This window comes from Paenibacillus sp. NPDC056722 (assembly GCF_042790635.1).
Taxonomy (GTDB): domain Bacteria; phylum Bacillota; class Bacilli; order Paenibacillales; family Paenibacillaceae; genus Paenibacillus_AQ; species Paenibacillus_AQ agri.
Genome location: NZ_JBHTYV010000013.1, coordinates 107,905 through 130,455, shown reverse-complemented (window position 1 = coordinate 130,455; position 22,551 = coordinate 107,905). Strand labels below are relative to the sequence as shown.

At 47.2% G+C, this 22,551-nt stretch carries 16 protein-coding genes and 1 tRNA gene; 2 read left to right on the top strand and 15 right to left on the bottom strand.

Annotated features, from left to right (window positions below; translation table 11 throughout):
• The 9 genes from ACFRAM_RS24005 to ACFRAM_RS23965 form a co-directional block, all read right to left on the bottom strand.
• On the bottom strand, window positions 1-7,177 hold a 7,177-nt coding region (locus tag ACFRAM_RS24005; protein WP_379468821.1), incomplete at its 3' end, for an Ig-like domain-containing protein.
• Window positions 7,178-7,492: 315 nt separating this feature from the next.
• Entirely contained in the window at window positions 7,493-8,875 is a 1,383-nt protein-coding gene (locus ACFRAM_RS24000; protein WP_379468819.1) for an MFS transporter, read from the bottom strand.
• A 113-nt stretch (window positions 8,876-8,988) separates the two neighbouring features.
• On the bottom strand, window positions 8,989-9,414 hold the full coding sequence (locus tag ACFRAM_RS23995) for a MarR family winged helix-turn-helix transcriptional regulator (protein ID WP_175374393.1): 426 nt from the start codon (window positions 9,412-9,414) through the stop codon (window positions 8,989-8,991).
• A gap of 132 nt (window positions 9,415-9,546) precedes the next feature.
• Window positions 9,547-10,554 carry a FecCD family ABC transporter permease gene (locus ACFRAM_RS23990; protein ID WP_379468816.1) on the bottom strand — a complete coding sequence of 336 codons (1,008 nt, stop codon included), beginning with the start codon at window positions 10,552-10,554 and terminating at the stop codon, window positions 9,547-9,549.
• Complete coding sequence (locus tag ACFRAM_RS23985) at window positions 10,551-11,561, bottom strand: FecCD family ABC transporter permease (RefSeq protein ID WP_379468814.1); 1,011 nt, start codon at window positions 11,559-11,561, stop codon at window positions 10,551-10,553. The genes ACFRAM_RS23990 and ACFRAM_RS23985 overlap by 4 nt, the downstream gene beginning before the upstream one ends.
• A gap of 3 nt (window positions 11,562-11,564) precedes the next feature.
• Entirely contained in the window at window positions 11,565-12,521 is a 957-nt protein-coding gene (locus ACFRAM_RS23980; protein WP_379468812.1) for an iron-hydroxamate ABC transporter substrate-binding protein, read from the bottom strand.
• A 135-nt stretch (window positions 12,522-12,656) separates the two neighbouring features.
• Window positions 12,657-14,315 (bottom strand): helix-turn-helix domain-containing protein, encoded by a 1,659-nt coding sequence (locus ACFRAM_RS23975; protein ID WP_379468810.1) that lies wholly within the window; start codon window positions 14,313-14,315, stop codon window positions 12,657-12,659.
• 124 nt (window positions 14,316-14,439) lie between these two features.
• On the bottom strand, window positions 14,440-14,922 hold the full coding sequence (locus tag ACFRAM_RS23970) for a GNAT family N-acetyltransferase (protein WP_379468808.1): 483 nt from the start codon (window positions 14,920-14,922) through the stop codon (window positions 14,440-14,442).
• Between the two features lie 315 nt (window positions 14,923-15,237).
• Window positions 15,238-16,044 carry a helix-turn-helix domain-containing protein gene (locus ACFRAM_RS23965; protein WP_066371686.1) on the bottom strand — a complete coding sequence of 269 codons (807 nt, stop codon included), beginning with the start codon at window positions 16,042-16,044 and terminating at the stop codon, window positions 15,238-15,240.
• Window positions 16,045-16,166: 122 nt separating this feature from the next.
• On the opposite strand from ACFRAM_RS23965, the gene ACFRAM_RS23960 reads away from it, so the two are divergent.
• Complete coding sequence (locus ACFRAM_RS23960) at window positions 16,167-17,381, top strand: MFS transporter (protein ID WP_379468805.1); 1,215 nt, start codon at window positions 16,167-16,169, stop codon at window positions 17,379-17,381.
• 128 nt (window positions 17,382-17,509) lie between these two features.
• Here the strand turns inward: ACFRAM_RS23960 and ACFRAM_RS23955 are convergent, their stop codons facing one another.
• The 3 genes from ACFRAM_RS23955 to ACFRAM_RS23945 all read right to left on the bottom strand — a co-directional run bounded on the left by ACFRAM_RS23955 (window position 17,510) and on the right by ACFRAM_RS23945 (window position 20,503).
• Window positions 17,510-18,592: an ABC transporter substrate-binding protein gene (locus ACFRAM_RS23955; RefSeq protein WP_379468795.1), complete on the bottom strand. Its 1,083-nt coding sequence runs from the start codon at window positions 18,590-18,592 to the stop codon at window positions 17,510-17,512.
• A 114-nt stretch (window positions 18,593-18,706) separates the two neighbouring features.
• A complete protein-coding gene (locus ACFRAM_RS23950) occupies window positions 18,707-20,317 on the bottom strand; it encodes a helix-turn-helix domain-containing protein (protein ID WP_379468793.1) in 1,611 nt (536 codons plus the stop codon).
• A 102-nt stretch (window positions 20,318-20,419) separates the two neighbouring features.
• A tRNA-Leu gene (locus tag ACFRAM_RS23945) sits at window positions 20,420-20,503 on the bottom strand.
• 181 nt (window positions 20,504-20,684) lie between these two features.
• On the opposite strand from ACFRAM_RS23945, the gene ACFRAM_RS23940 reads away from it, so the two are divergent.
• Window positions 20,685-21,131, top strand: a complete 447-nt coding sequence (locus ACFRAM_RS23940; protein WP_379468792.1) for a YhjD family protein — start codon at window positions 20,685-20,687, stop codon at window positions 21,129-21,131.
• Window positions 21,132-21,208: 77 nt separating this feature from the next.
• On the opposite strand, the gene ACFRAM_RS23935 is transcribed toward ACFRAM_RS23940, so the two are convergent.
• The 3 genes from ACFRAM_RS23935 to ACFRAM_RS23925 all read right to left on the bottom strand — a co-directional run bounded on the left by ACFRAM_RS23935 (window position 21,209) and on the right by ACFRAM_RS23925 (window position 22,535).
• Window positions 21,209-21,427, bottom strand: a complete 219-nt coding sequence (locus ACFRAM_RS23935) for a hypothetical protein (RefSeq protein ID WP_175374382.1) — start codon at window positions 21,425-21,427, stop codon at window positions 21,209-21,211.
• Between the two features lie 113 nt (window positions 21,428-21,540).
• Window positions 21,541-21,858, bottom strand: a complete 318-nt coding sequence (locus ACFRAM_RS23930; RefSeq protein WP_175374381.1) for a hypothetical protein — start codon at window positions 21,856-21,858, stop codon at window positions 21,541-21,543.
• Window positions 21,859-21,962: 104 nt separating this feature from the next.
• Complete coding sequence (locus tag ACFRAM_RS23925; RefSeq protein ID WP_066371725.1) at window positions 21,963-22,535, bottom strand: xanthine phosphoribosyltransferase; 573 nt, start codon at window positions 22,533-22,535, stop codon at window positions 21,963-21,965.
• Window positions 22,536-22,551: the final 16 nt, after the last annotated feature.

The window sequence follows — 22,551 nt, the reverse complement described above, 5'->3', positions numbered from 1 at the left end:
CGCCAACCTTCAGGTTCAGCGTTGCTTTATCCAGCGTCACACCCGTTACCGGAGTATTTTCTCCGCTGGAATCCTTCGGTGTTACCGTTACTTCGGACGTTGCTTCGAATTTACCATCTTCAGTTGTTACTTTGATGGTTGCTGTTCCTTCTGCAATAGCAGTAACTTTACCGTTGGCATCCACAATTGCTACGTCAGCGTTGCTTGTGCTCCACGTTACGGCTTTATTGCTTGCCGTATCAGGAGTTACAGTCGCCTTAAGCTCGTCGCTTTCGCCAACCTTCAGGTTCAGCGTTGCTTTATCCAGCGTCACACCCGTTACCGGAGTATTTTCTCCGCTGGAATCCTTCGGTGTTACCGTTACTTCGCTCGTTGCTTGGAATTTACCATCTTCAGTCGTTACTGTAATGGTGGCTGTTCCTTCCGCAATAGCAGTAACTTTACCGCTGGCATCCACAATTGCTACGTCAGCGTTGCTTGTGCTCCACGTTACGGTTTTATTGCTTGCCGTATCAGGAGTTACGGTCGCTTTTAGCTCGTCGCTTTCTCCAACCTTCAGGTTCAGCGTTGCTTTATCCAGGGTTACACCCGTTACTGGAGTATCCTTCGGTGTTACCGTTACTTCGCTTGTTGCTTGGAATCCGCCATCTTCAGTCTTGACTGTGATGATGGCTGTTCCTTCCGCAATAGCAGTGACTTTACCGCTGGCATCCACAGTTGCTACTTCGCTGTTGCTTGTGCTCCAGGTTGCAGCTTTGTTGTTCGCCGTAGCAGGCTCAAATACCGCTTCAAGCTGTCCGCTCTCACCGACTTTTAAGTTCAGTGTAGCTGGTTTCACTGTCACGCCGGTTACTGGTATGTTCGTTTTGTCCACGATCAGTTCCTTCGTGTCACGAACACGGATCCGGTCACCCTTGGAGTACTTACCACTCAAGCCCGTGGCCAGTAGCGTATCTCCAACTTTGATCGGTGCAACTTCACCAGTCTTGTTGACGATATACCCGTCTACAAATACAGTAACGGGTCCAGAGCCGTCATTGAGGATGTACGTGCTCTCATCAACAATATCAACTACCTTAGCTTTCACCTGCACAAGCTGTCCTTGGTATTCATCTGAGACAGAAGCAGCTGTACTAACCAATTTCGGCTCAACTGGTGGCCCAGAGCTAACCTTTACAATGCTATTATCGAATCTGTCAAAGATAAGTTCCTTTTCATTTTCGAACGAACCAATTTTTCCGTAGACACGTACTGTGTCCCCAAGCTGAAGCGCGCCGTCCGGAACATCGTTGAAGGCTACCACGCCGCCCGTTTCATCCTGAATAAAGGCTGAATCATAGAAGGCAGTCGTTGTTACTTTACCTTGGATTACAACATTGGTTTCTTCAGGAAGCTTACGAACCTCCGCGATTGGGGTTATCTTGGTTTCACGATTAGCCAGCCAATTAACAACCTTCAATGCGAATGGAGCATTGTTGGTAGGTCCGTCGTTTTGGGTCATCTGCTTGTCATTAAATATGTTCATACCCGCTACAAAAATGCGGCCTTTGCCGAGTTGCTCTGAAGCTACAAGCGGGATCTTACTACCGCCTTTTACGTCTAGCAGAGGCGGACCATTCTTACCGTTAGCCGTATACACATTATACGAAACGGTGTCAGGTTTCAATTGAGGTGCATCCTGGAATGTCGATTCATTACCACTAGCCAGAACAGTCACTGTACTGCTATTGGCAAGCGGAATTTTATTTCCAGAACCGTCATTCGCCGCTAAACTCGCACCACTATAGAAATCCAGCAATGAAATGAAGTCAGTTAGTCCATTGCTTACCGGATTTAAGTGAAGACGTACTGAGAAGTTAGAAGTCAATGGAGTCGACCAGAAATTACCTGCTGGCGTCTCATCAAACACCCCGTCGTTATTGACCAAAATGCTTGAACCTACACCCTTCAACAGAGAATTCACGGTTTGCTGGGTTCCACCGAAATTACTTTTCTCCGTTAGCAATAGAGAACCGCCGCGATCAACGAAGTTCTTGATGACAGCAATCTCACTCGCAGAATATTCAGTGCTAGGGTGAGTTACCATCAACACGCCTACATTATTCAGAAGCTGATCAGACAAAGAAGTAGTATTCTCTACGACTGTGTAACCCTGTTGTTTAAGCTTCAGAGTCATATCTGTCAGGTTCTTAGCGTAGGTACCCGTATCCGTTGATGTGTTCTCATTCTTATGAGTCGCATCGATCATCAGCGTAATGCCGAGCGGAGCTTTAACATCAACCATCTGTTCATACTTGTTATCACCTAGATCAATGCCATCACTTGAAGATAATACGATAATCAGCTTGTGATTACCGGCTACAGGATTTGCCCAAATAACACTTGCATTAACATTTTGATTGGAATCTAACGAAGGAATTTCTGCATCCCCTATCAGATGTGTTGCATCAATACTGTCATAGTAGAAATGCGCGGTAATATTCTTCAGGTTAATCGTACCCATATTAGAGATCCCTGCTTTCAGGGTTACCGGATTACCTGCGATTGCCGCTCCCTCTACGATGGACAGATCGTTCACTCTTACAGCCAACGGATCTTCTTGCGACCAGATTGGGGAAGAATAGGTTCGATCACCATCTTTTTGTGTTACTCGAACAACGAACCACTGCTGGCCACCCACAACATTGACGCTAGGGTTCCAGCTGAAAGAAGTGGAATTGTCCTTAGGAACATAACTTTCTATTACTCTTCCGCCGTTCGTTACTAACTCAACCTTCGCGATATTATCGTCTGAAGGTGTCTTGATGTAGCTGTATTTTGGATCAGTAGCACTCTCTAGAACCGGATCGCTACCTTTGATGTCAAACTGCAGACTCTTCGAATCTACTGTAGACCCCATGTAATAACCATTCGCCAGCACATCCAGCGAGAAATTCGGATCCTCACTGAAGTAGACGCGCATTTTACGCATAGCCTCCAAGAGAGATTCCTGAGACAGATCGTTAGCTACGATAATCGTCCGTTTCTTCGTTTTTCCCCAGGTTCCATCATGGTTATCTTCACCATAAGTTGGAGCCACATGCCAGCCTAAATCAAGTGCGCTGAAGAATTTATTCTCAGCATTAACATAAGAATAGTTACCGGAACCATTACCTACTTCAAGCATCGTGAAAAGCCTATTGACATTTTTATCATAAGGAATGAAGTTGTCAAAAGCATTTGCCGACATAGCCGGGTGGTTAAACTGCGCCACGATATTGTCATAGGTCAGTGTCCATGCATAATAACTTTGCAGGTTTTGATACTTACCGCCATTTTGAACACGATCGATAAAGTTGGTTGTTCCAAACACGTTGGAATGCCCCCAAGTGGTCGATGTCATTTCAAAAGCAGGGAATACGACAAAGCTGCCGTCCTTGGTGTATTGATTCGCCAGATCTTTGGTCAACTGCCAATCCGAGCCACCTTTACGTTCTGGCATGCCGTTATGATCAACCGTGTCTGTACCAGTCAGACTAGCATCGATATCGTGCGAATGATCGGAGAAAGCAAAATAATCATAGCCATAAAATTCCGCTGCTTTCAAAGCATCTTCAGGAGATCCTTTGGCATCATGGGATATATTCGTATGGTTATGTGTCGTTCCCCGGTAATGATTACCGCCTGTAAATCTTTGAATAACCTCGAACGACCATTGGGTCGACGAAGGGTTGCCCAATTTATCCTTCGCACTAACCACAACAGTGTGTACGCCCACTGCCAAATCATCTTCACTGGTCAGTGTAAGCTTGATTTGGGTTTCGGACTTGACTGCTTTGGCTGTGAAATCCTTACCGTCAATAGAGATGCTCAGTGAGGAAATATCCACTCCATTCGGATCGTCCAAATCTACGGATACAACCGGATGGTTCGTCTCAATGGTGTCCATATTCGCCGGAAGCTCACCCGCATACTCTGGACCATCTTTATCCTCAACGATTTCTACCGCGTTAGGGGTAGCTTCGTCACCAGATTTGCGAGGCTCTTGTCCAACACTTTCAGCCACAATGTAATAGTAGATTTTAGATGTCTTCACATTAGCTTTATCAATCTTGACGTTGTAATTGACTTTGTCGGCCGTTTCCATAGGAATGGATTGGTACGACGATTCCCCTTCATTTTTATAATAAAGAGTCACCGAGTCTGCATACTTAGCCGAAGCTTTGATTGACACATCCAGGCCGGTATAGGCCTTAGTCAAAGGAACATGATTAAACTGCAAATCCCCCTTGATATCGGCGGCATTTCTCGGCAGTATAAAGTATCCGCTTGTGTATGGAGAAATTAATTTCGATTGACTGGCAATGCCTGTGAAGTTATATGCGTCTCCCAGAGACAATGCACTGTTGATATCAATCCCTGTAGTTTTCATAATCTTCACGACAGCTGTATTGCCCGCATCATCGGCAACCGTAACATTATAGTCAGGTCCCTCTGATGGAATGTTGGTTACCTTACCTCTGAAGGAAATCAGGTTGCCTTCAAGTGGCTCTACCTTCTCGTAGACACTCATAGCATCCAATTTGACAGCAGTTGGAGCTGGCACAGCCTCCATACCCTCATTCGTAATCGCTGTAGCAACCAACTGAGTCGCCCCGGCAACAAACACCAGCTTTCCGGCAACCTTTACTTTAGTGCCCGGCGCGATGGAGGAAGAGTCCTGAGCACCAATGACTTGAATACCGCCTGTTGAATCTTGTACGTAAAAGCTTGTTTTCTCTGCTCCCAAGGCTTGGTTAGCGGAGGTCACAATACCTTCAATCGTCGTTTCGTATCCCAAATTCAGCAGGAATCCCTTGTCATCGTTCGCACGAAGATCTGTGATTGGAAGCACTGCTGCCGGATTACCTGCAGCATCGACACGTGCATAGGCGCTGTCTTTAGGTGCCGGTTGGGACGAATCTTTATGAGTTACATATATCGTTTGGTTTTGCCCTGCGTTAGTGATATTCAGCGCAAAGGCACCATCCACTCCCGCAGTAACTTGTCCTGCAGGCGTCAAAGTTCCGTTGTTCAGGAAATATGCGCTTACCGATGATGCATTAGGTACTGAACCTGCGGTACCCGTCACATTTCCAGTTCCGCTTGTATTTACAAAGCGAATTTTGGAAACATCCGGTGAAACCATAGATTTCGAAGTTCTGATCACGATCTCGTCCGGATTAGCGGTGCTGCTCGGAGAGTTCAATACAAAATCATTCAAAGGATTCTTCGTGAAGTAACCATTGCGCAGGCCAAAAACTCCCCGCGGATCGGAACCAAGGTCCGTCTTGCGAAGCAATGTCCCGCTTGAAATGCTGGTGGTAAAGAATGGCGAGCCCCAATGATCGGTTTTCATGTTGAAGCTTGGGTTCGTTCCGTTACCGAAAGCAACAATGTCAATGGCTTTCGGATCATCTTGACTGCTTATTGAGGTCGTGCTGTTCGTAATGGCCAAAATACCACCAGTAGATGCACTTGGATTAAGCGTTGTTGTCTGATCCTCTTTAACCGGTAAATCCTTACCTGTTGCACCCGTGTTGCCTGCAACGAGATAATAGCCGTGAGCTTTGATGATACCGGTCAACTTCGTTCCAGCACTAAAGCTTGTTCCTGTAGCCGAAGTATAACCAATGGCCCACTGATTGTTGAAGTTAATATCCTGATCTGTTGTGTTGTACAGTTCAAAAAACTTTGTTTTGTAGAACGCGCCTCCATTACCGCCGCCTACATAGATCTGGCTGAAAACAACATCGCCAGGTTTATAGTTGCTCCCTGCGAAGCTTACCGCGATCTTATTACTCGGGTCCTTGCCGTTTTCTTGTGCCACAATGTAAAAGGACGTTTTCGAAGCGGCATTGCTGAACGAAAGCGTAAACGATCCGTCTGCAGCAGCTGTCGTTGTTCCCGCTAGTGTGTCATCCGCGAAATACAACTTGATGGATGAGTTGCCAGCTACGGCACCCGCAGTCCCTGAAGCATTAGTCAAAGTAGACAAGGTGATTTTGGAAGCTACCGGATCTGCCGTTTTGGCTGTAGTCACATTCACCGATGCCGTGGCGGTAAAACCACCATCTTGTGAAGTAACAGTGATAACGGATGTCCCCTGTGCATTAGCCTTCAACTTTCCTTGAGCATCGACAGTCACAGCTGCCGCGTTCGAAGAAGTCCAGGCTACTTGCTTGTTGGCAGCAGTTGAAGGCTGAATCGTTGCGAGCAATTGATCAGTGGCTCCAACCGTCAAGTTAACATTGGATTTATCCAACGTAATGCCCGTTACTTTAACGGGTCCAGCGGTTACATTGACCTCTGCTGTAGCCCGGAAGCTACCGTCAACAGTGGTAACTGTAATCGTGGCATGACCTTCGTTCACCCCAGTTACAACTCCGTTATCCACTGTGGCAACCGTTGCGTCGCTAGAGCTCCAACTGACAGAACGCTCTGTTGCGTTCGCCGGCTGGACCGTCGCTGTCAGCGTCCCTTTTCCACCTACAGAGAGAGCAAGGTCCGCAGTATTCAACGTAACGCCTGTTACGCTGACAGGACCGAGTGGTTGCTGCGAACCTTTGACAACAATGTCCGATATTCTGCTGTTGCCATTCACAGGAGCAGTTGTTCCTGTACCATTAATCGCTGCTGAAGAATTGTTTAACCAGCGGATATATACCGCAGGCTGATTCTCCACGGCTTTTGGCAGATCAAAATCTTTTTGCGCGATCGTACTGGTTAAGATATATGTTTCGGAAACATCAAAGAAGTCCGTGCCGTTGAGACTATATTGAATCTTAAAATCTCTTGGCCCAGTACTCGTACCATACTGTTTTGAAGAAAGAGTCAATCCGTAGTAACCTAATGTACTCAGTTGTGCCTCCCAGTATTCTCCGGAAGCCCAGCCGTCTTTGTATATCGTGTTACCTGTTGCTGAATAAGTAGCTTTTCTATCACTACTTAACTTCAGCTTGGCGGTATTAATATTGGAAGCAATACCGCTGGTCGCTGTGTCCAAATTAGCCGCTGAGAAGGTCCAGCCGGCGACAACCTCCGGCGCTACCGCATCAGCTTTGACTACCCCACTATTCGGCAGGATGGTTACAGCTAGAATCATCACAATTAAGGCTGCGCTGATCCATTTCCTGTACTTACTCATTAAATTAAACACTAGAGCAAAACCCCTATTCTTAATGTCATATGTAGCTAAAACTTTTTGAAAATGATGATATTTACCTTAACGCCAAGGGGTTTAACAATTGATCAATAAGCATCCCTCTTCCTGCTGTTGTAATCGGTCCAACTGCATCCGCACAATTCAGCCGACATTATTAATTATATTAACTTTTGTAAGTGAAATATTAAGGTATTGTTACCATATTGTAAATAGATTGTATCTTAAAATAATAGAAAAAGGTGAAGCCTGAGAATCTGACGATCCTCCTGCTCCACCTATTTTCAAATAATAAAAGTCTGTCTCTTCCAGTTATAGTCTACCTCTTACATAGAGCTCACGAAAAGAAAATGCAAGGCTTAGAATTACAAATAATAGCTGGACTGCTAAAGCGAGCATAACCCCATTCAAAATGCCCCATTGAAAAGTTTCACTCACCGCAATCAAGGCCCCCCCTATTCCAATGCTTAACCCTGGGCTGAACGCATCGGTAAATTGGATATTAGCGGATACCTCACCCTCTTTTCCTGCTTCAACCTGCTGCAAGGCCATAGCTCCAGTCGTTGGATGCGCCAAACCGATACCAAAACCAGAGAGAATCTGTGAGAATATAGCGGTCCAAATGCCGCCCCAAGATGAGGATATAGCTACTATTACCATAGCAACCCCAACAATCATCAAACCAGTACCAATTACAACGCGCTTCTGTCTTCCTGCTCCTCTGTCGTTTGCGTCTAATTTAGCTTGTAACCAAGCTGCTGCTGACCAACTCAACGCACCAGCTGCAACAATTAATCCGGCAAAATGAGCGGACAATCCTTTTACTTCCGTCAGCGCTAAGACCACATAACTTTCTGTTGCGAAGTAGGAGGCTACGAACAAACCTCTGACAACAATCGTTGTCGGCAAGCCCCGTTTTAACCTCATCGTCCCTTCCGGCAGCAGCTTCCGCAGCGGTTGAATCATAATCGCGATCCCGGCTAATGAGAGGAGAATTCCCTTCCACTCCGTTACCGAACCTAATCCGCTCAGCAGCATTCCCGTACCGGCGGCCAACAGTACAGCGTATCCTTCCTTCTTACCATTAGAAATTTCCGCTTCCCGGTTAACCTGGAATTTGCGGAAAGTAGGTAACGTCAAAGCAACCGCCAGAACGATAAAAGGAATCACCATCCAGAATACAAATCTCCAGGATAGATATTCCGCCACAAGCCCCGCCACATAGGGACCGATTAATGCAGGCAGGATATAAGCGCTGGAGAATGCTGCAAGAATTTTGGTTCTGATCTCATCGGGATATCCTAATGAAATACTGTAATACACGCAAGTGACGATCGCCCCTGCACCAAAACCTTGAAACGCTCTTCCTACAATTAAAGCAGGCATATTCCATGCCGTCGCCGCAATCACAATACCAAGCACAAAGAATACAAACGATATGATGAATGACGCATAAACGCCTCTTCTATTGATCTGCTGTCCCATGACCATTGTTCCGATGATTTGTGATAACAAAAAGGCACTAAATATCCAGCCATACAAATGCAGCCCCTGCAATTGTCCTGCCAGATTAGGTGCGATAGTTGTAATTGCTAATCCTTCAAAAGCGACTGTAGTTACAGCAATGATAATACCAGTGGTTAACGCCCGGTAAGGGGCATCGAAGATTCCCGGCTCTTTTTTGTTCGTTTCCATTCTTTTACCCTCCATTTAGTTGTCTAGTCACTAATTGCCATGGCAAGTATATGTGCTAAAAAAGGAACTTACAAGTAGAAACGGCTTTGCCGTCCGCTAAGGGACGGTATCCGTTATAAGTCCTTTACATTGTTATGCATAACAGCCAGCACTCTTCTGAACGTCTCGACCTCTTCTTCCGTCAGCCCCTCGACCGTTTTAAGGTAAGCCTCCAGTGAAGGCTCCATAATCTCATCCTCTACCTCCCGGCCCTTATCCGTTAAATAGACTCGCAGTGCCCGGCGATCCAGCTCATGGGTTACCCGATGAACAAATCCCTTCTTCTCCAGCTTGAATAGCATGCGCGCAACATTCGTCTGATCCTTCTGCAACCTTTCGGCAAGCTCCTTCTGGGTGATGCCTTCCGTCTCCCATAGAACAACCAGAATCTCCCATTGCTCTACTGTGATATCGAAGGGATTAACAACTTTCTGATAGTAGCTATTCAGTTTCAGGGCGGCTCGCTGCACAACAACGCCAATATACTTTTCTAATTGCACAATGCTGCCTCCAATATAGTAGACATGATTATAGTTGCTATGACCATTATATTTTTAATTTATTTTCCTGTCAATTGCTACAAGCTATAAAAAAATCGCCTCAGCTTCAGCTGAGACGGGCATGTATCAATCCTATTTTTTTAGCAGCAAATAAGCGAAATAAGGTACTCCAATTAGTGACACCATGACGCCTGCCGGGAGACCGTCGGGGTCGACCAGATTGCGTCCGACCGTATCGGCCAGCAGCAGCAACCACCCGCCGAGCAGCACCGCAACAGGAATAAATAATTGATTACGTGGTCCGACCAGCGCTTTCGCAATATGCGGAGCCAGCAGACCGATGAAAGCAATCCCTCCGGTGACTGATACTGCAGATGCCGCCGCAGCAACAGCAACCACGATAAGAAGCAGACGCTCCCGATCCAAATGAACACCAACGCCAATCGCCGAAGCCTCACTCAAATTGAGTAGATTCAGCTGCCTGGATTTGAACAGTGTAAACGGAATAAGCAGAATTAACCACGGGAGCAATGCCCATATAAACGGCCAATCCGTACCCCATATGTTCCCCGCGATCCATTTCGCAATGAAATCCACCTTAGAGCGTTCCGCCGAAGAAATGATTACGATCATAATCCCTGACAAAGCCAGAGAGAAACCTACCCCAACCAATATCAGACGAGTCGGATCAAGACCTCGGGAACGGCTGTAGGAGAAAATATAAATGAGTATGGCTGTAATTAATGCCCCGAGAAACGCCACGAGCGGCAGCATATATACATATGATCCAGCTTTAACCGGGAAATACAGGAAGAAGATCGCAATTGCTACGCCTGCCCCGGAATTAATCCCAATGATGCCCGGATCAGCCAGATCGTTGCGGGTAATACTTTGCAGAATCGACCCGGATAACGCCAAGGCCATCCCCGACAGCAGCGTGATCAGAATTCTCGGCAGTCTGACAGAGAACAGGACAAAATCTTCTTTGAACGTGCCATGACCCGATAAAACAGGGATCAGTCGGTTAAAAGACAATGACGAATAGCCTACGCCCATACTGATTACAGCGGTCAGGACAATAAGCCCCAGACTGATCAACACAATAAGACGTTGTTTACGAACAAGAGCGGACAATGTCATGAGAGTGCTTTGCCTCCTTTACGTACGACAAACAAGAAGAAGGGTAAGCCCACCATCGCTACAATAGCTGCCATCGGAGTCTCATAGGGCGCATTTATAGTACGGCCGAGCGTATCGGCCAACAGCATAAAGCTGGCGCCAGCGAACACGGAGAACGGCAGGATGTACCGGTAATCGGTGCCAACAATCATGCGGACAATGTGTGGAATCATCAGCCCCAGGAAGGCAATGTTTCCGACAAGCGCTACCGCCGCCCCCGTCAGCAGAACGACCAGAGTAAACAGGATAAATTTGACCCGGACGAGCTTTTGCCCCAGTCCCATTGCAATCTCATCACTCAGGCTAAGAATGGTTAAATGATTGGAATACATAATTGCCACCACAATTGCTATCACAATAACTGGTGTGATCACTTGTAGCTGTCCCCAAGTTGTGCCGATCAATCCCCCGGCGGTCCACATCGAGACGTCCTTGGATATTTTGAAAACAATACTGATGCCATCTGCAATGGCATACAGAAAGGCGGAAATAGCTGCTCCCGCCAGCACGATGCGGATGGGAGACAGTTTCCCTTGTCGCATGGAGCCAAGTCCGAGGACCAGGCCCGCACCTAATGCAGAACCGATAAAACAGGCCAGCATAATGCCGAAGTAGCCCACTCCCGGAAGAAATGCAAAGGCCACAGCCAGCGCCATATTTGCTCCGGAGGTCAAACCCAGCAGGCCAGGATCCGCAAGCGGATTACGGGTTACGCCTTGCATAATGGAGCCGGATACCGCAAATGCGGCACCGACTAGCATCGCAGCCAGCTCACGCGGCATACGAATTTCACGCAGGATGAGAACATTCTCACTAGACGCACCCGGAGAAGTTAGCGCCAGCCATAGATCATACAGCGTTATTTCCTTAGCTCCCAATACCATCGAAATAGCAAAGGAGACGACGAGCACCAGCACACTGCCAAGTAGCTTATAGAAAAATGGGACTGAACGTTTTTTATCTCTCATTGGTTACTTGTTCAGAAAGCTCTTGATAAAGAAATCCAATTGATATTCCAGGCTCAGCGGATCATTGAAGTAGAATGATTTGGCATCCACTTCATAGACATGATTATTTTTCACAGCTGGAAGGTTCTTGTAGGTTTGAGTATCCTGGAAGCTGTTATCCTCATCGGCATTTTTACTGAAGATAATATAATCACCTACATAATCCTTCATCACTTCCGTAGACAATGCCAAATAACCGTCTTTCGCTGTTGCTTCTATCGTCTTCTCAGGTAGACTGAAGCCAAGATCACCGTATAGAAGCTCTGTACCACGTCCAAAGTTATATCCATACACGTACAACTGTTTGTTGAAGGTCTCAATTACCGTCACCGTTGCGCCTTCGCCAACCTTCGCTTTAATCTCTTCGCCGGCTTTTTCGGAACGTGCCTTGAACTCATCGACCCAGGCCTGTGCTTCTTTTTCTTTATTCAACAATTTCCCCACTTCAAGCTGCTGTGTCAAATAATCGACTTTAGCATATGTAAAAGTGACGGTTGGAGCAATTTGCTTTAACTTGTCATAGTTTTGAATATCGCTAAGACCGATAATGAGATCCGGCTGCAGCTCAATGATTTTCTCCAGACTTTCATCCGTAACAGCCTCAACGTCTTTCAGCTCATCTTTAAATCTTGGGTTCTCCTTGGACATCTCGTCCACGCCCACTACCGGCACACCAAGCGCCATCACATTTCCTGTTAAGAATCTGGTCAGCACAACTACGCGCTGCGGATGTGAAGGAACTTCCACGGGGCCGTTCTCAGATTGATAAGTAAAGGTTCCCGCTGGCGCTGCGCCCGAGGACTGGGACACCTCAGAGGAAGAATTATTCACGCTCTTCTCAGCATTATTGGTTTGATTAGCACCACAGGCGCTCAGAATAACTACTAAAGATAAGATTACCGGTACGAAAAGCTTTTTCATCGGATGACTCTCTCCCTTTTTATAATGACTATGTACAATGAATATTCTCATTGATAATGAGTTTCATTTTCATAACCTATTATAGTAAGCCTGATTTCGCTAAACCATGGCTTATTGTTGGAAAAGAAGCTTGGACTATTGAATGCCGGTAAATAATGCCACTGCACGTTGCAACTGTAGACGAATAGAAACGGGGTTATACGGGATCCATTCATCGATGTCCAGATGATGCACTTTATCGTTCCGAACCGCCGAAAGCCCCTTCCAGTATGAGGATTGAAGAATAGCATCGGCATGGGCGAAAGAACCTTTCGGGTCCGGGAATACAAAAACAAGCAGACGATCACCCGCATAATCGGCAAGCTCCGCCAGCTCAATAGGAATGGAATGAAATTGATTACCCAGCCGTTCTATCTCCTGTCCGATTTTGGCCGGGGGCTTCAGCCCAAGCGAATGGTACATCACATATCCTACATTTCGAGCGCCGTATACCTGCATCTGCTCCGGACGCAGAATCAGAATCGTAATCGTTTCCTTCACGACTGCGCTTTCCTGTACCTGCAGACGAGCCTCCTGTTCCTCTTCCTCAAACATCGCGAGCCACTCTTCGGCTCTTTCACTACGCTGGATGGCCTGTGCAATAAGGCGGAAATGCTCCTTCCAGCTTAGTTCCATCCAAGATATTTCAATCACCGGCGCTACCGCCCGCATATGCCCTAGATTCAAGCCAAACCTGTGCAAATGCTGCTGCGCCGCGATAATCAATTCAGATTTTGTCTCCAGTAACACCGAATTAAGCTGCTCAGGAGAAGCATCTGCGCTAATAAATCTCATGTTTTGCGGTTTCTCCAGTTCGGCAATATTCACATATTCACCGTTCTCTGCAATCGTCACAACGGGTTCCAATCCGAGCAGCAACAGATGACTGGCATAAGGGGTTAGCACAACGGCTACGCGCGGCAAGGAGGATCTGCGGTTATAAGCGGAAGGCGCTGCCCCGGTCTGGCGCTTGAAACGGCGGCTCAGGTAAAATTCATCCTTATAACCTACCTTTTGCGCAATCTCACGAAGGGTACCCGAACCACTGATTAGCAGCTCGATCGCCCGGTGCACGCGCAAGCGTGATAGATACTCCTGGGGGGAAAATCCGGTCAGGCGTTTAAATAATATAGAATAATGTGAACTGCTGATACCGGCCAGCGCCGCCAGCTGTTCTCGTGTTATTTTTTCGCTAAAATGATTCTCCAGGTAGGTAATGCTTCGATCCATACTCGGCTGGTCACTGACCGCATACTTCGCATCCTCCCGCTCCAGCAGCTCCGCAATAATTTGATGAAAAACAATCTGATTCTTCACATGCCGGGCTTCATGGATCGGTGAACGGTAAAGATAAAGCTCTTCAACCTTGGCCACAATATCAGGTTCACAAAGAAAAAAGTGAAGGTTCGAACCACCCAGCACCTCGCTTCTCCGTACCATAGAACTTGCAGGCGGAGAGGTCGGTGGCTCCCAGATGCCAATGGAAAGCTTGTACGCGTGAAGTGGCTGCAGGGAATTTGTAACTAATGCCGCATGAACCTGTGCCGGAATCAGCATAATGCTTCCTTCTTGCAGCTCAAAGGTCTGATCATCCAGCCGCAGTACCCCCTTGCCGCCTGCGATAGCAATCAGCACTGTAAAGTCCTCATGGATCTTATGCATGGGCTGATTAGAAGTTCCATATAACGAAAGAATCTGGGCAGCCGTATATAAAGGAAAGTGAGACTCCGCCCACTCCGAATTAACGTTGTTCAAAACAAAGCCTCCATTACCATCATGATGAGGGGCTACTCGCCCCTGCATCATTTTAAGCCATATACACCTGATAATGAAGCATTAAATCTTTTCCATCAAAGTTAGACGTAGAGATCACACACATTCAGCTTAAATCCAGTCGGAACAATAACGAATTCCTGTCCGGATATTCATAGGTTACAGGCAGTTCAGCTGTGGTGATTTCCTTGAAGCCATTCTTTCTGTAAAATTGATGCGATCTATCGGCCGTGTAGGGGGTATCTAGCAGAACCGTCCGTCCTCCTTGTTGCTTGGCAAACTCTATCAGGATTTCAAAAAGAGCTTTTCCAATTCCCGGTTCCTTGCCACGATACTCGCTGTACACGAAAAACTTCTTCAGAATGAACACCTCGTTCGTCTTCTTCATCAGTCCTATAGAACCGATCACTCTGTCTTTCTGATCCACAGCGATCCAGAATCCCCCTCCAGACTTAAGGTAGCAATTCGGGATATCCAAAATATCACTTTGCTCTTCTATCGAGATTCCCAGCTCATACTCATCATTCTGCACACCCAGCACAAGATCAATAATCCCCTGCTTATAACGTTCCTCATAGGTTGTAATCATTCTGGCTCTCCTCCTGCGCTTTATACGGATTAATAGCATCCCACTTCTCCACCTTACGGGATTTCCACTTATCAGTAAAATTGAAATATATGAAATCAACTATTGATAAAAATGATATATTACTTTCACAAATACCATAGAATATGGTAGCTATACCTTTGCTGCAGAGATCTGGTGTACACCCAATCAACCATCACTTCGCATATTCAGGCCCTTGAGGCACATGCTGCTTAAAGGAATAGAAAAAGGGCTGCTCCCGTAAGCCATTTTCATGACTTATAGAACAGCCCCAACACACTTGTTTAACATACTTGTTTAAAACAATTGCTGCCTGTATTGCTCAGGCGACATGCCTATGAACTTCTGGAAGGCACGATAAAGCTGACTTGGACTCGCAAAACCAACATCCAGACTAATGTCGGTCACGGTATGTCTCGTAGAGCGAAGCCGCCGCTTGGCTTCGTCGATCCGGATTTTCAGCATGTACTGGTAAGGAGAACGTCCGATCAATGCTTTGAAGGAACGGATAAAATGATATCTGCTCATCCCGGCGATTCCGGCAAGCTCTTCTATTGAAACTGGCTTCATATAGCAATCCCGCATATACTCCAGCACCCGAACCAAATGCGGGTCCTCGCAATCCGGAAGCCCCTTCTGTACGGTAGCATTGGAATCCTTCTGGTGATTCCCCCGCAGGATTCGGGACAAATAGTGAATGATCTCCAATTCCGTCTCTTCAATAAAGCCTGCCTCTGTCCCGTCATTCGAACATAGGGCTACACTCCATTTGCGGTGCTGCCGTAATAGCTCATCCCCATTCACACGCTGTTGTATAACAGGCTCCCATGGGCGGTCCAGTTCCCAAATCTCCATGAAGTCCTTCAGCTGGATAACAACCACACCTTCCCCGTCCTTAATCTCAAAGGCATGACTGTCATTAGGGGACTTGATCAGCGCCTCCCCTCTCTCCAGCTGGAAGGAATTATTCTCCAAGTCGAAAGCGCAGGAACCGTACACAGGCACGGTGATCTGGTACATATTATTATGGCGATGCTTTTCGTTAATAAAACTATTCTCAATTCTCCACAGTTCCAGCCGTGGAGTTGTCATGTGTATCTGCATGGTCACTCACCCGAGTTCAGTATAGCAAAAAATGCTCAAAAGAAAAGCATCAATCGCGACGACAGATCATCCGGCAATGCGCTAAGCTACCGAATAAGACAAACAAGCAAAGGATGATTGTTATGAAAACTGTCTCAAGCCCTGCCCTGGCAGTGGCCCGCTCGTACTCTGTGTACGCCTTGATCGGCGTTACGGTGGCCCATCTGCTGAATGACGCGATGCAGTCCGCTGTCCCAGCTGTTTTCCCGCTACTGCGGCAAACGCTCGACCTTAGCTTCGCCCAAGTCGGCTGGATTGCCTTCATGCTTAACGTAACCGCCTGCGTGCTGCAGCCGTTCATCGGGAGTCTGACGGACAAACGGCCGATGCCCCTGCTGCTACCCGGCGGAATGCTGTTCTCATTGATCGGTATTATTGGTATGGCCTATTCATCCCATTTCGTAGGATTGCTGATTTCAGCCATGCTGCTAGGTATCGGCTCCTCTGTACTCCATCCGGAATCCTCGCGCGTTGCCCATCTGGCTGCTGGTAAAAGCCACGGGATGGCCCAATCCGTCTTCCAGGTAGGCGGTAATACCGGCCAGGCATTGGCTCCACTTGCAGTCGGTTTTCTGGTTATGCCTTACGGAACACGAGGGCTGATTATGTTCGCATTCGCTGCCGTCCTCGGTATCTTCCTGCAATATGCCGTCAGCCGCTGGTATAAGCAGCAGCTTGTAGCACCGAAGAAGGTTCAAACGGCTGCAGCTGCAGTTCAGCATCCCCGCGGCTTCGTCGCATTGGCGATCAGTTTGCTGATTGTGCTGCTCTTCTCTAAGTTCGTATATATCTCCAGCATGACCGGATACTACTCTTTCTATTATATGGATCGCTTTAAACGCCCGTTTGAGGATGCGCAGATTCCATTGTTCGCTCTCCAATTTGCCGGGATGCTCGGCACCTTACTCGGGGGACCACTTGCAGACCGGTTCGGACGCAAAAAGATTATCTGGTTCTCCATTGCCGGTACAGCTCCCTTTTCCCTGCTGCTGCCGTATGCAACGCCATTCTGGTCTATCATACTCTGCGGTCTGATCGGCGCCATCCTGATGTCCGGCTTCTCGGTCATCATCGTGTATGCGCAAGCACTGCTACCCGGTAAAATCGGCACTGTATCCGGCTTGTTCTTTGGCTTAGCTTTCGGCCTGGCTGGACTCGGTTCAGTTATTATGGGCTGGCTGATCGATCTGACAAACGTGTCTTTTGTCATTCAGATATGTGCTTTCCTGCCACTGCTGGGACTGCTGGCTATGTTCTTGCCATCCGACAGCAAGCTCGCGGGGAATACCCGCGGGTAAGGCTGTTTTAGTAACCGTCTCGGCATGTAATTGGATATTAAGATAGGATATTAAAATGGATACAAAAATAGCATCGAACGCCGTTTTATTGTACGCGGTTCTCGATGCTATTGCTCTAGTTAGTCCTACTACTTGCTGCCTGTAACCGCAGCTACAACATCATCAATGACGTTGCCTTCCGCAATTGGACCGCTAGACATCCAACTTCTCGCCGACACCTTAAATACGTGATTTTGCTTAACAGCCGGCATCGCCTTCCAAAGACCCAGCTTCTCAACCTCTGTAGTAGCAGCGGCTTCTTTATCGAATTCTTCCTTCGTACTGATAGAGCCACCATACATGGCAAACACATAGTCTGCGGTTATGGAAGGCAGCTTCTCAAGCGAAGTATTAATCCCCCAATCATCCGTTGCGGCCTTCTTCAATTCCTCAACGCTGGCATCGGGGTGTAACCCCAGCTTCTCGTAGATCAGGGGTGCAAAGCTAGGAAAGAACACTTGCAGGTCCTTGTCTGATGGACGCATATAGACTACTGTTTTATCAGCTCCAACTGCGGAAACAATGGTTTCCTTGGCTTGCTTGATTTTATCTTCATTGGCCTGGATCACAGCTTGTGCCTTATCTTCGAGGCCAGTTATTTTTCCGATCTCGGTGATCGAGGACTTCCAATCATCTGGCGCATAAGGAACTGTCGGAGCAATTTTGCTCAGCTCGTCATATCCACTTTGATCCGTAAAATATTGCTGGAGAAGTATAAGATCTGGTTTCGCCGCCAGAATCGCTTCCAGGTTCGGCTTCATATCTGCGGTTCCCGACAGTGGAATTCCCAATTCTTTGAGCTTGTCTTCCAGATAATAGCCGTCGAATCCATAGGCGTACACCATTGGAACCCCCAATGAAAGGGTGATATCTTCAAGCCCAATCACGGCGACGCGCTTCGGGTGTGTTGGAGCTTTAGTCTCCCCGTAGGCATGCTTGATCGTTAACGTCTCAGCGGATTCCGTCTGCGACGAATTATTTCCCTGTGCTGAACCAGAAGCATCAGTAGAGGCTGCTGCTTTCTCATTGGCCCCCGTATTCGTGTTATTCCCACAAGCGCTAACCAATAAGGTCAGCAGCAGTATGATCATTAGCCCTGCCATGTTCCGAAAGCTGCTTTGCCCCCTATGGACACCCCGTATTGTGCCATTGGATCTCTCTGTTTGATGCATCGTATTCCCTCCGTCACTGTAATTAATAATGATATTGATTATCATTATCGACTAGGACATTATACAACACACTTACAGCAACGGGAATATGAAAAGATGCCGACTTTTCTCGGGCTATAGTGCACGAAATAGTTGTTCAAGCTCCTGCAAGAAATCATAATGCCGATTGGCCGTATACTCCAGAATCGGTTCAGCCAGCCAAGCTTGGCCCGAAGTCTGATACACGTGACCGTTCCGGACAGCTTTCAGGCGCTGCCAAAGTTCAGACCGCTGAAGCCGTTGCCAGTTCATTAGCGACTGCCCATCCTTCATTACGTTAACAAGCAGTATATCCGCATCGAATGATGCGAGCTGCCCTGCTTGAACCTGTTCAGTAAATTCGATGTGTTCCACGCCTCTTGCACAATGGATCTGCAGATCGTCGTACAAAACTGTACCTGCACGCTTTCCCCAAACCTCAAATCCCCTTGGCAAGATATTTAGAATAAGCAGGCCACCTTGCCTGAACGAATAAGGAATATTCTCCCGAATGACTTCAGCTTTCTTATCGTAACGGCCGAGCCAGCTCTCTGCTTCCTTATCCCGGTCCAGAAACTCGGCAGTCCTTTTCAAATGCTCTCTCCAGCTTACAGAGTGCCAGGGTAGGAACAATACAGGCGCTATCTGACGAAGCTTCTTTTTCTCTTCATCGGGAACCATTTCATCTAGTGCAACAATCCGATCTGGCCTTGCTCTCCATAAGGCTTCCCTATTGAAATCGTAGTCATGTCCCAAAGGCACCTTAATGTCAAAACGGTATTTCTTGCGGTAATCGTCACTCCAGGTCTGATCAATTGGAGCAGCGTACGGAATGATCTGTAAACTAAGTAGTTGCCCGACATTAGGCCAGCTATATGCTGCTACTTTGCAGGTTCGATTCGCAATATAGATACTTGGCGACATTCCTACATGCTTTTTAAACTGGCTGCTGAAATACTGGCGATCCCTGTAACCGACCTCTTCAGCAACTTCTTGCAGGGATTGGCCTTCATCCAGTAAACTTTTAGCCTGATTCGTGCGAAGCTCTGTCAGATAATCCATAGCGCTTTGACCGAATCGGTCTTTAAATGACCGCATGAAATAATACCGGCTCATACCGGCAAGCTCAGACAAGTGATCGACCGTGATCCCTTCTCGAAAATGATCATTTATATACATACGCACTTGATCCAGCGCAGCCTCGTGTTGGCCTTGGTTCTTGAACAACAGATGCAAGAGCTCCTGAAATCCCGCCTGACTGACAAAGCGGTCTGCAGCATCGTCCGTATGCCAGTGAAACATTATTTTCTCACAGAAAGACAGTAGCAGTGTGTCTGCATTCACGCTCACCCGGGCCAGATCCGGCAATATACGCCCCTGCTGAGCACCATATTTTTCGGGAGTATCCGTTTCTACATGAAACCGATACAGCACTTGATCCCCATCTGAATCATAAGTTGTTTCCACTCGCTGCCCGGGCATCACGATATATACGGTATGAGGGGTTAGCGGGTACAACATGCCATTAATGACGATATTGCCGTGCCGCTTGGCAGCAACAATAAGCACATAAGCAGGAGCAGTTTCATACAACAGACGGTAAGTCGAACGCTCCGTTTCTCGGAAACAGTCTTCCAACCTGATCCAGACACGGCTGAGCAGTTCTTTATGCTGTGGTCCTTCCTCGCGTTCTTGAAGCGGAGTCATCTCCACCCTCCCTTAGTTTTGTAATGTCACTATTCCGATTATGCAAAAAGCCCCTGAATTGCCACAAGGACAAATTCAAGAGCTCTTTGATTACTAACTTGATGCGGTCGAGAGGACTCGAACCTCCACGGTATTGCTACCACACGGACCTGAACCGTGCGCGTCTGCCAATTCCGCCACGACCGCATATTATGAAGTCCACATTCTCTTGGACACAAGAGATATCTTACCATGCGAATATGATCATCGTCAACTAATTTTTAAAAATGATGTCACTCAACATTTTCTGTATAATTATTGCTTTTATTAGTGGAAAAGATGTATAATGAGAACAAAGGTTCGCATACTATAAATGAGGTGATTTATAATGGCGACTACTAAGCGTAACAACTCCAATTCAACCGAAGAAATTACCAAAGATGAACTGTCCCTTGTGAGAAGCTACCTGCTGCTAACATTTATCCATAAAGTATTTGAACGCGATTGCCGGGTTATCAGCAAGAGCGGTCTGTTCAAGACACCTCAGCTCTATATAGAGCTTGTCTCCGGCGCTGCCAAGAAGGCCTCGTTAATGTTGCAGGAGGTGAATCGTGAGCTGACTTCCCGCCATCTGAAGATCAACACCGTGCGTCAGGATCAACGTGGTGTAGAAGCACAATACAATTGCAGAGGGTATATCGGAGAGATGAATATCCTCTGGCCCTGTTTCCGCAGAGAGATGATGCTTCGTATGCGTGCCTATCTCGGCCTTGCTACGGACTCCTCCATGGTCTCCCGAGAAGAAGATGTGGTACAGTTAGCTTTATCTATATAATCCCTGTGGAATTCCCCGGAACACAGAACAGCTCCCTGCCAGGATGAATGGCCAGGGAGCTGTTTAAGTTATCATTACTATATATTATCGGGATCTCTTCTCGGTTCCTTGGCAGGCTGAATCAAGTAATTTCGATCAAGCTTGACCACATTTCTGTTAGGGCGGCGAATCATCACTTGAGACTCGTCCCATGCCAGTACGATTCCTCTAATATCGTTGCTGGCAATGCCGTCGCGTACCACACGTACTTTCTCACCGGAGATGCGGTAGGCATCTAGCTGTTCATCGCTAATCATGGTCATTCCCCCTTCTACGATAGCTTATCCGAATTCCTTTCATAAAACAAAGACCCAAATGAGAATTCACCTGGGTCTCCTGCTCGTAAATCCGTTATTCCTGTGTCTGTTCCTTATATCAGCGCTTCATTCTTCTCAAACCAGAAATCGAGAACTTTAGCGGACATCACACGTTGCTCCAAATACTCTACCTGGTTCGCCGTAAACTTCTCTCTCCAGGCGTAGGTCAGTTCTTCACACAAGCTTGTAATGGTCAACAACTCCGACCAAGCTACATAGCGTTTGTACCAAAAAAACTGAGGATGTTCAATCATATAGGGGTACAGATCGTCAAACTCCGTATGTTTGCAATCCAGCGCACGCTCGAAGTGATCCTTGGCCTCGGTTAATTTATCAATAAAAAATTGCTCTGTCACCGGTTCTTTCCCCATTGTGACGCCTCCTCTCCTATGTCTAAGCTTTATTATAAAGGAAAAATCATAGGGTGAAAAGAAGTTGTTTGGAAAATAGGCTTGTGTTTTGTTTCCACTGCCTTCTAGTCTTCGAAGACAACTGTTCCTTCATTTAGGGAACTGATCCGGACTAAGGATTCCAGACGAATACCTTGTTCGCGGATGGTGCGCGCTCCTGCCTGGAAGCTCTTCTCCACAACGACCCCTAGGCCAACCAATTCTGCGCCGGAACGTTGAATAATTTTGATCAATCCCCGCGCCGCATCTCCATTAGCGATGATATCATCAATAAACAGAATCTTATCCTCTGGCGAAACAAATTGACGGGAAAGCATAATGTCGGTAACTATTCCCTTGGTAAACGAAGGGACTCTCTCACACAGCGCATCGGGATCGGCCAGCAGTGTTTTTTTGCGGCGTGCAAAGACGAGCGGTACATTCATAACCAAGGCGGTGGCAAATGCCACGGCAATTCCGGAGGATTCCACGGTTACTATACGAGTAATCCCGCTATCGCTAAATCTCCGGGCAAACTCCCGTCCCATCTCCATCGTCAGCTCGGGATCTACCTGGTGATTCAATAGAGCATCCAGCTTAAGCACCTGATCCGAAACGACGATACCTTCCTCCAAAATCCGCTTTTTCAACACTTCCATGACTTTGAACCTCCAA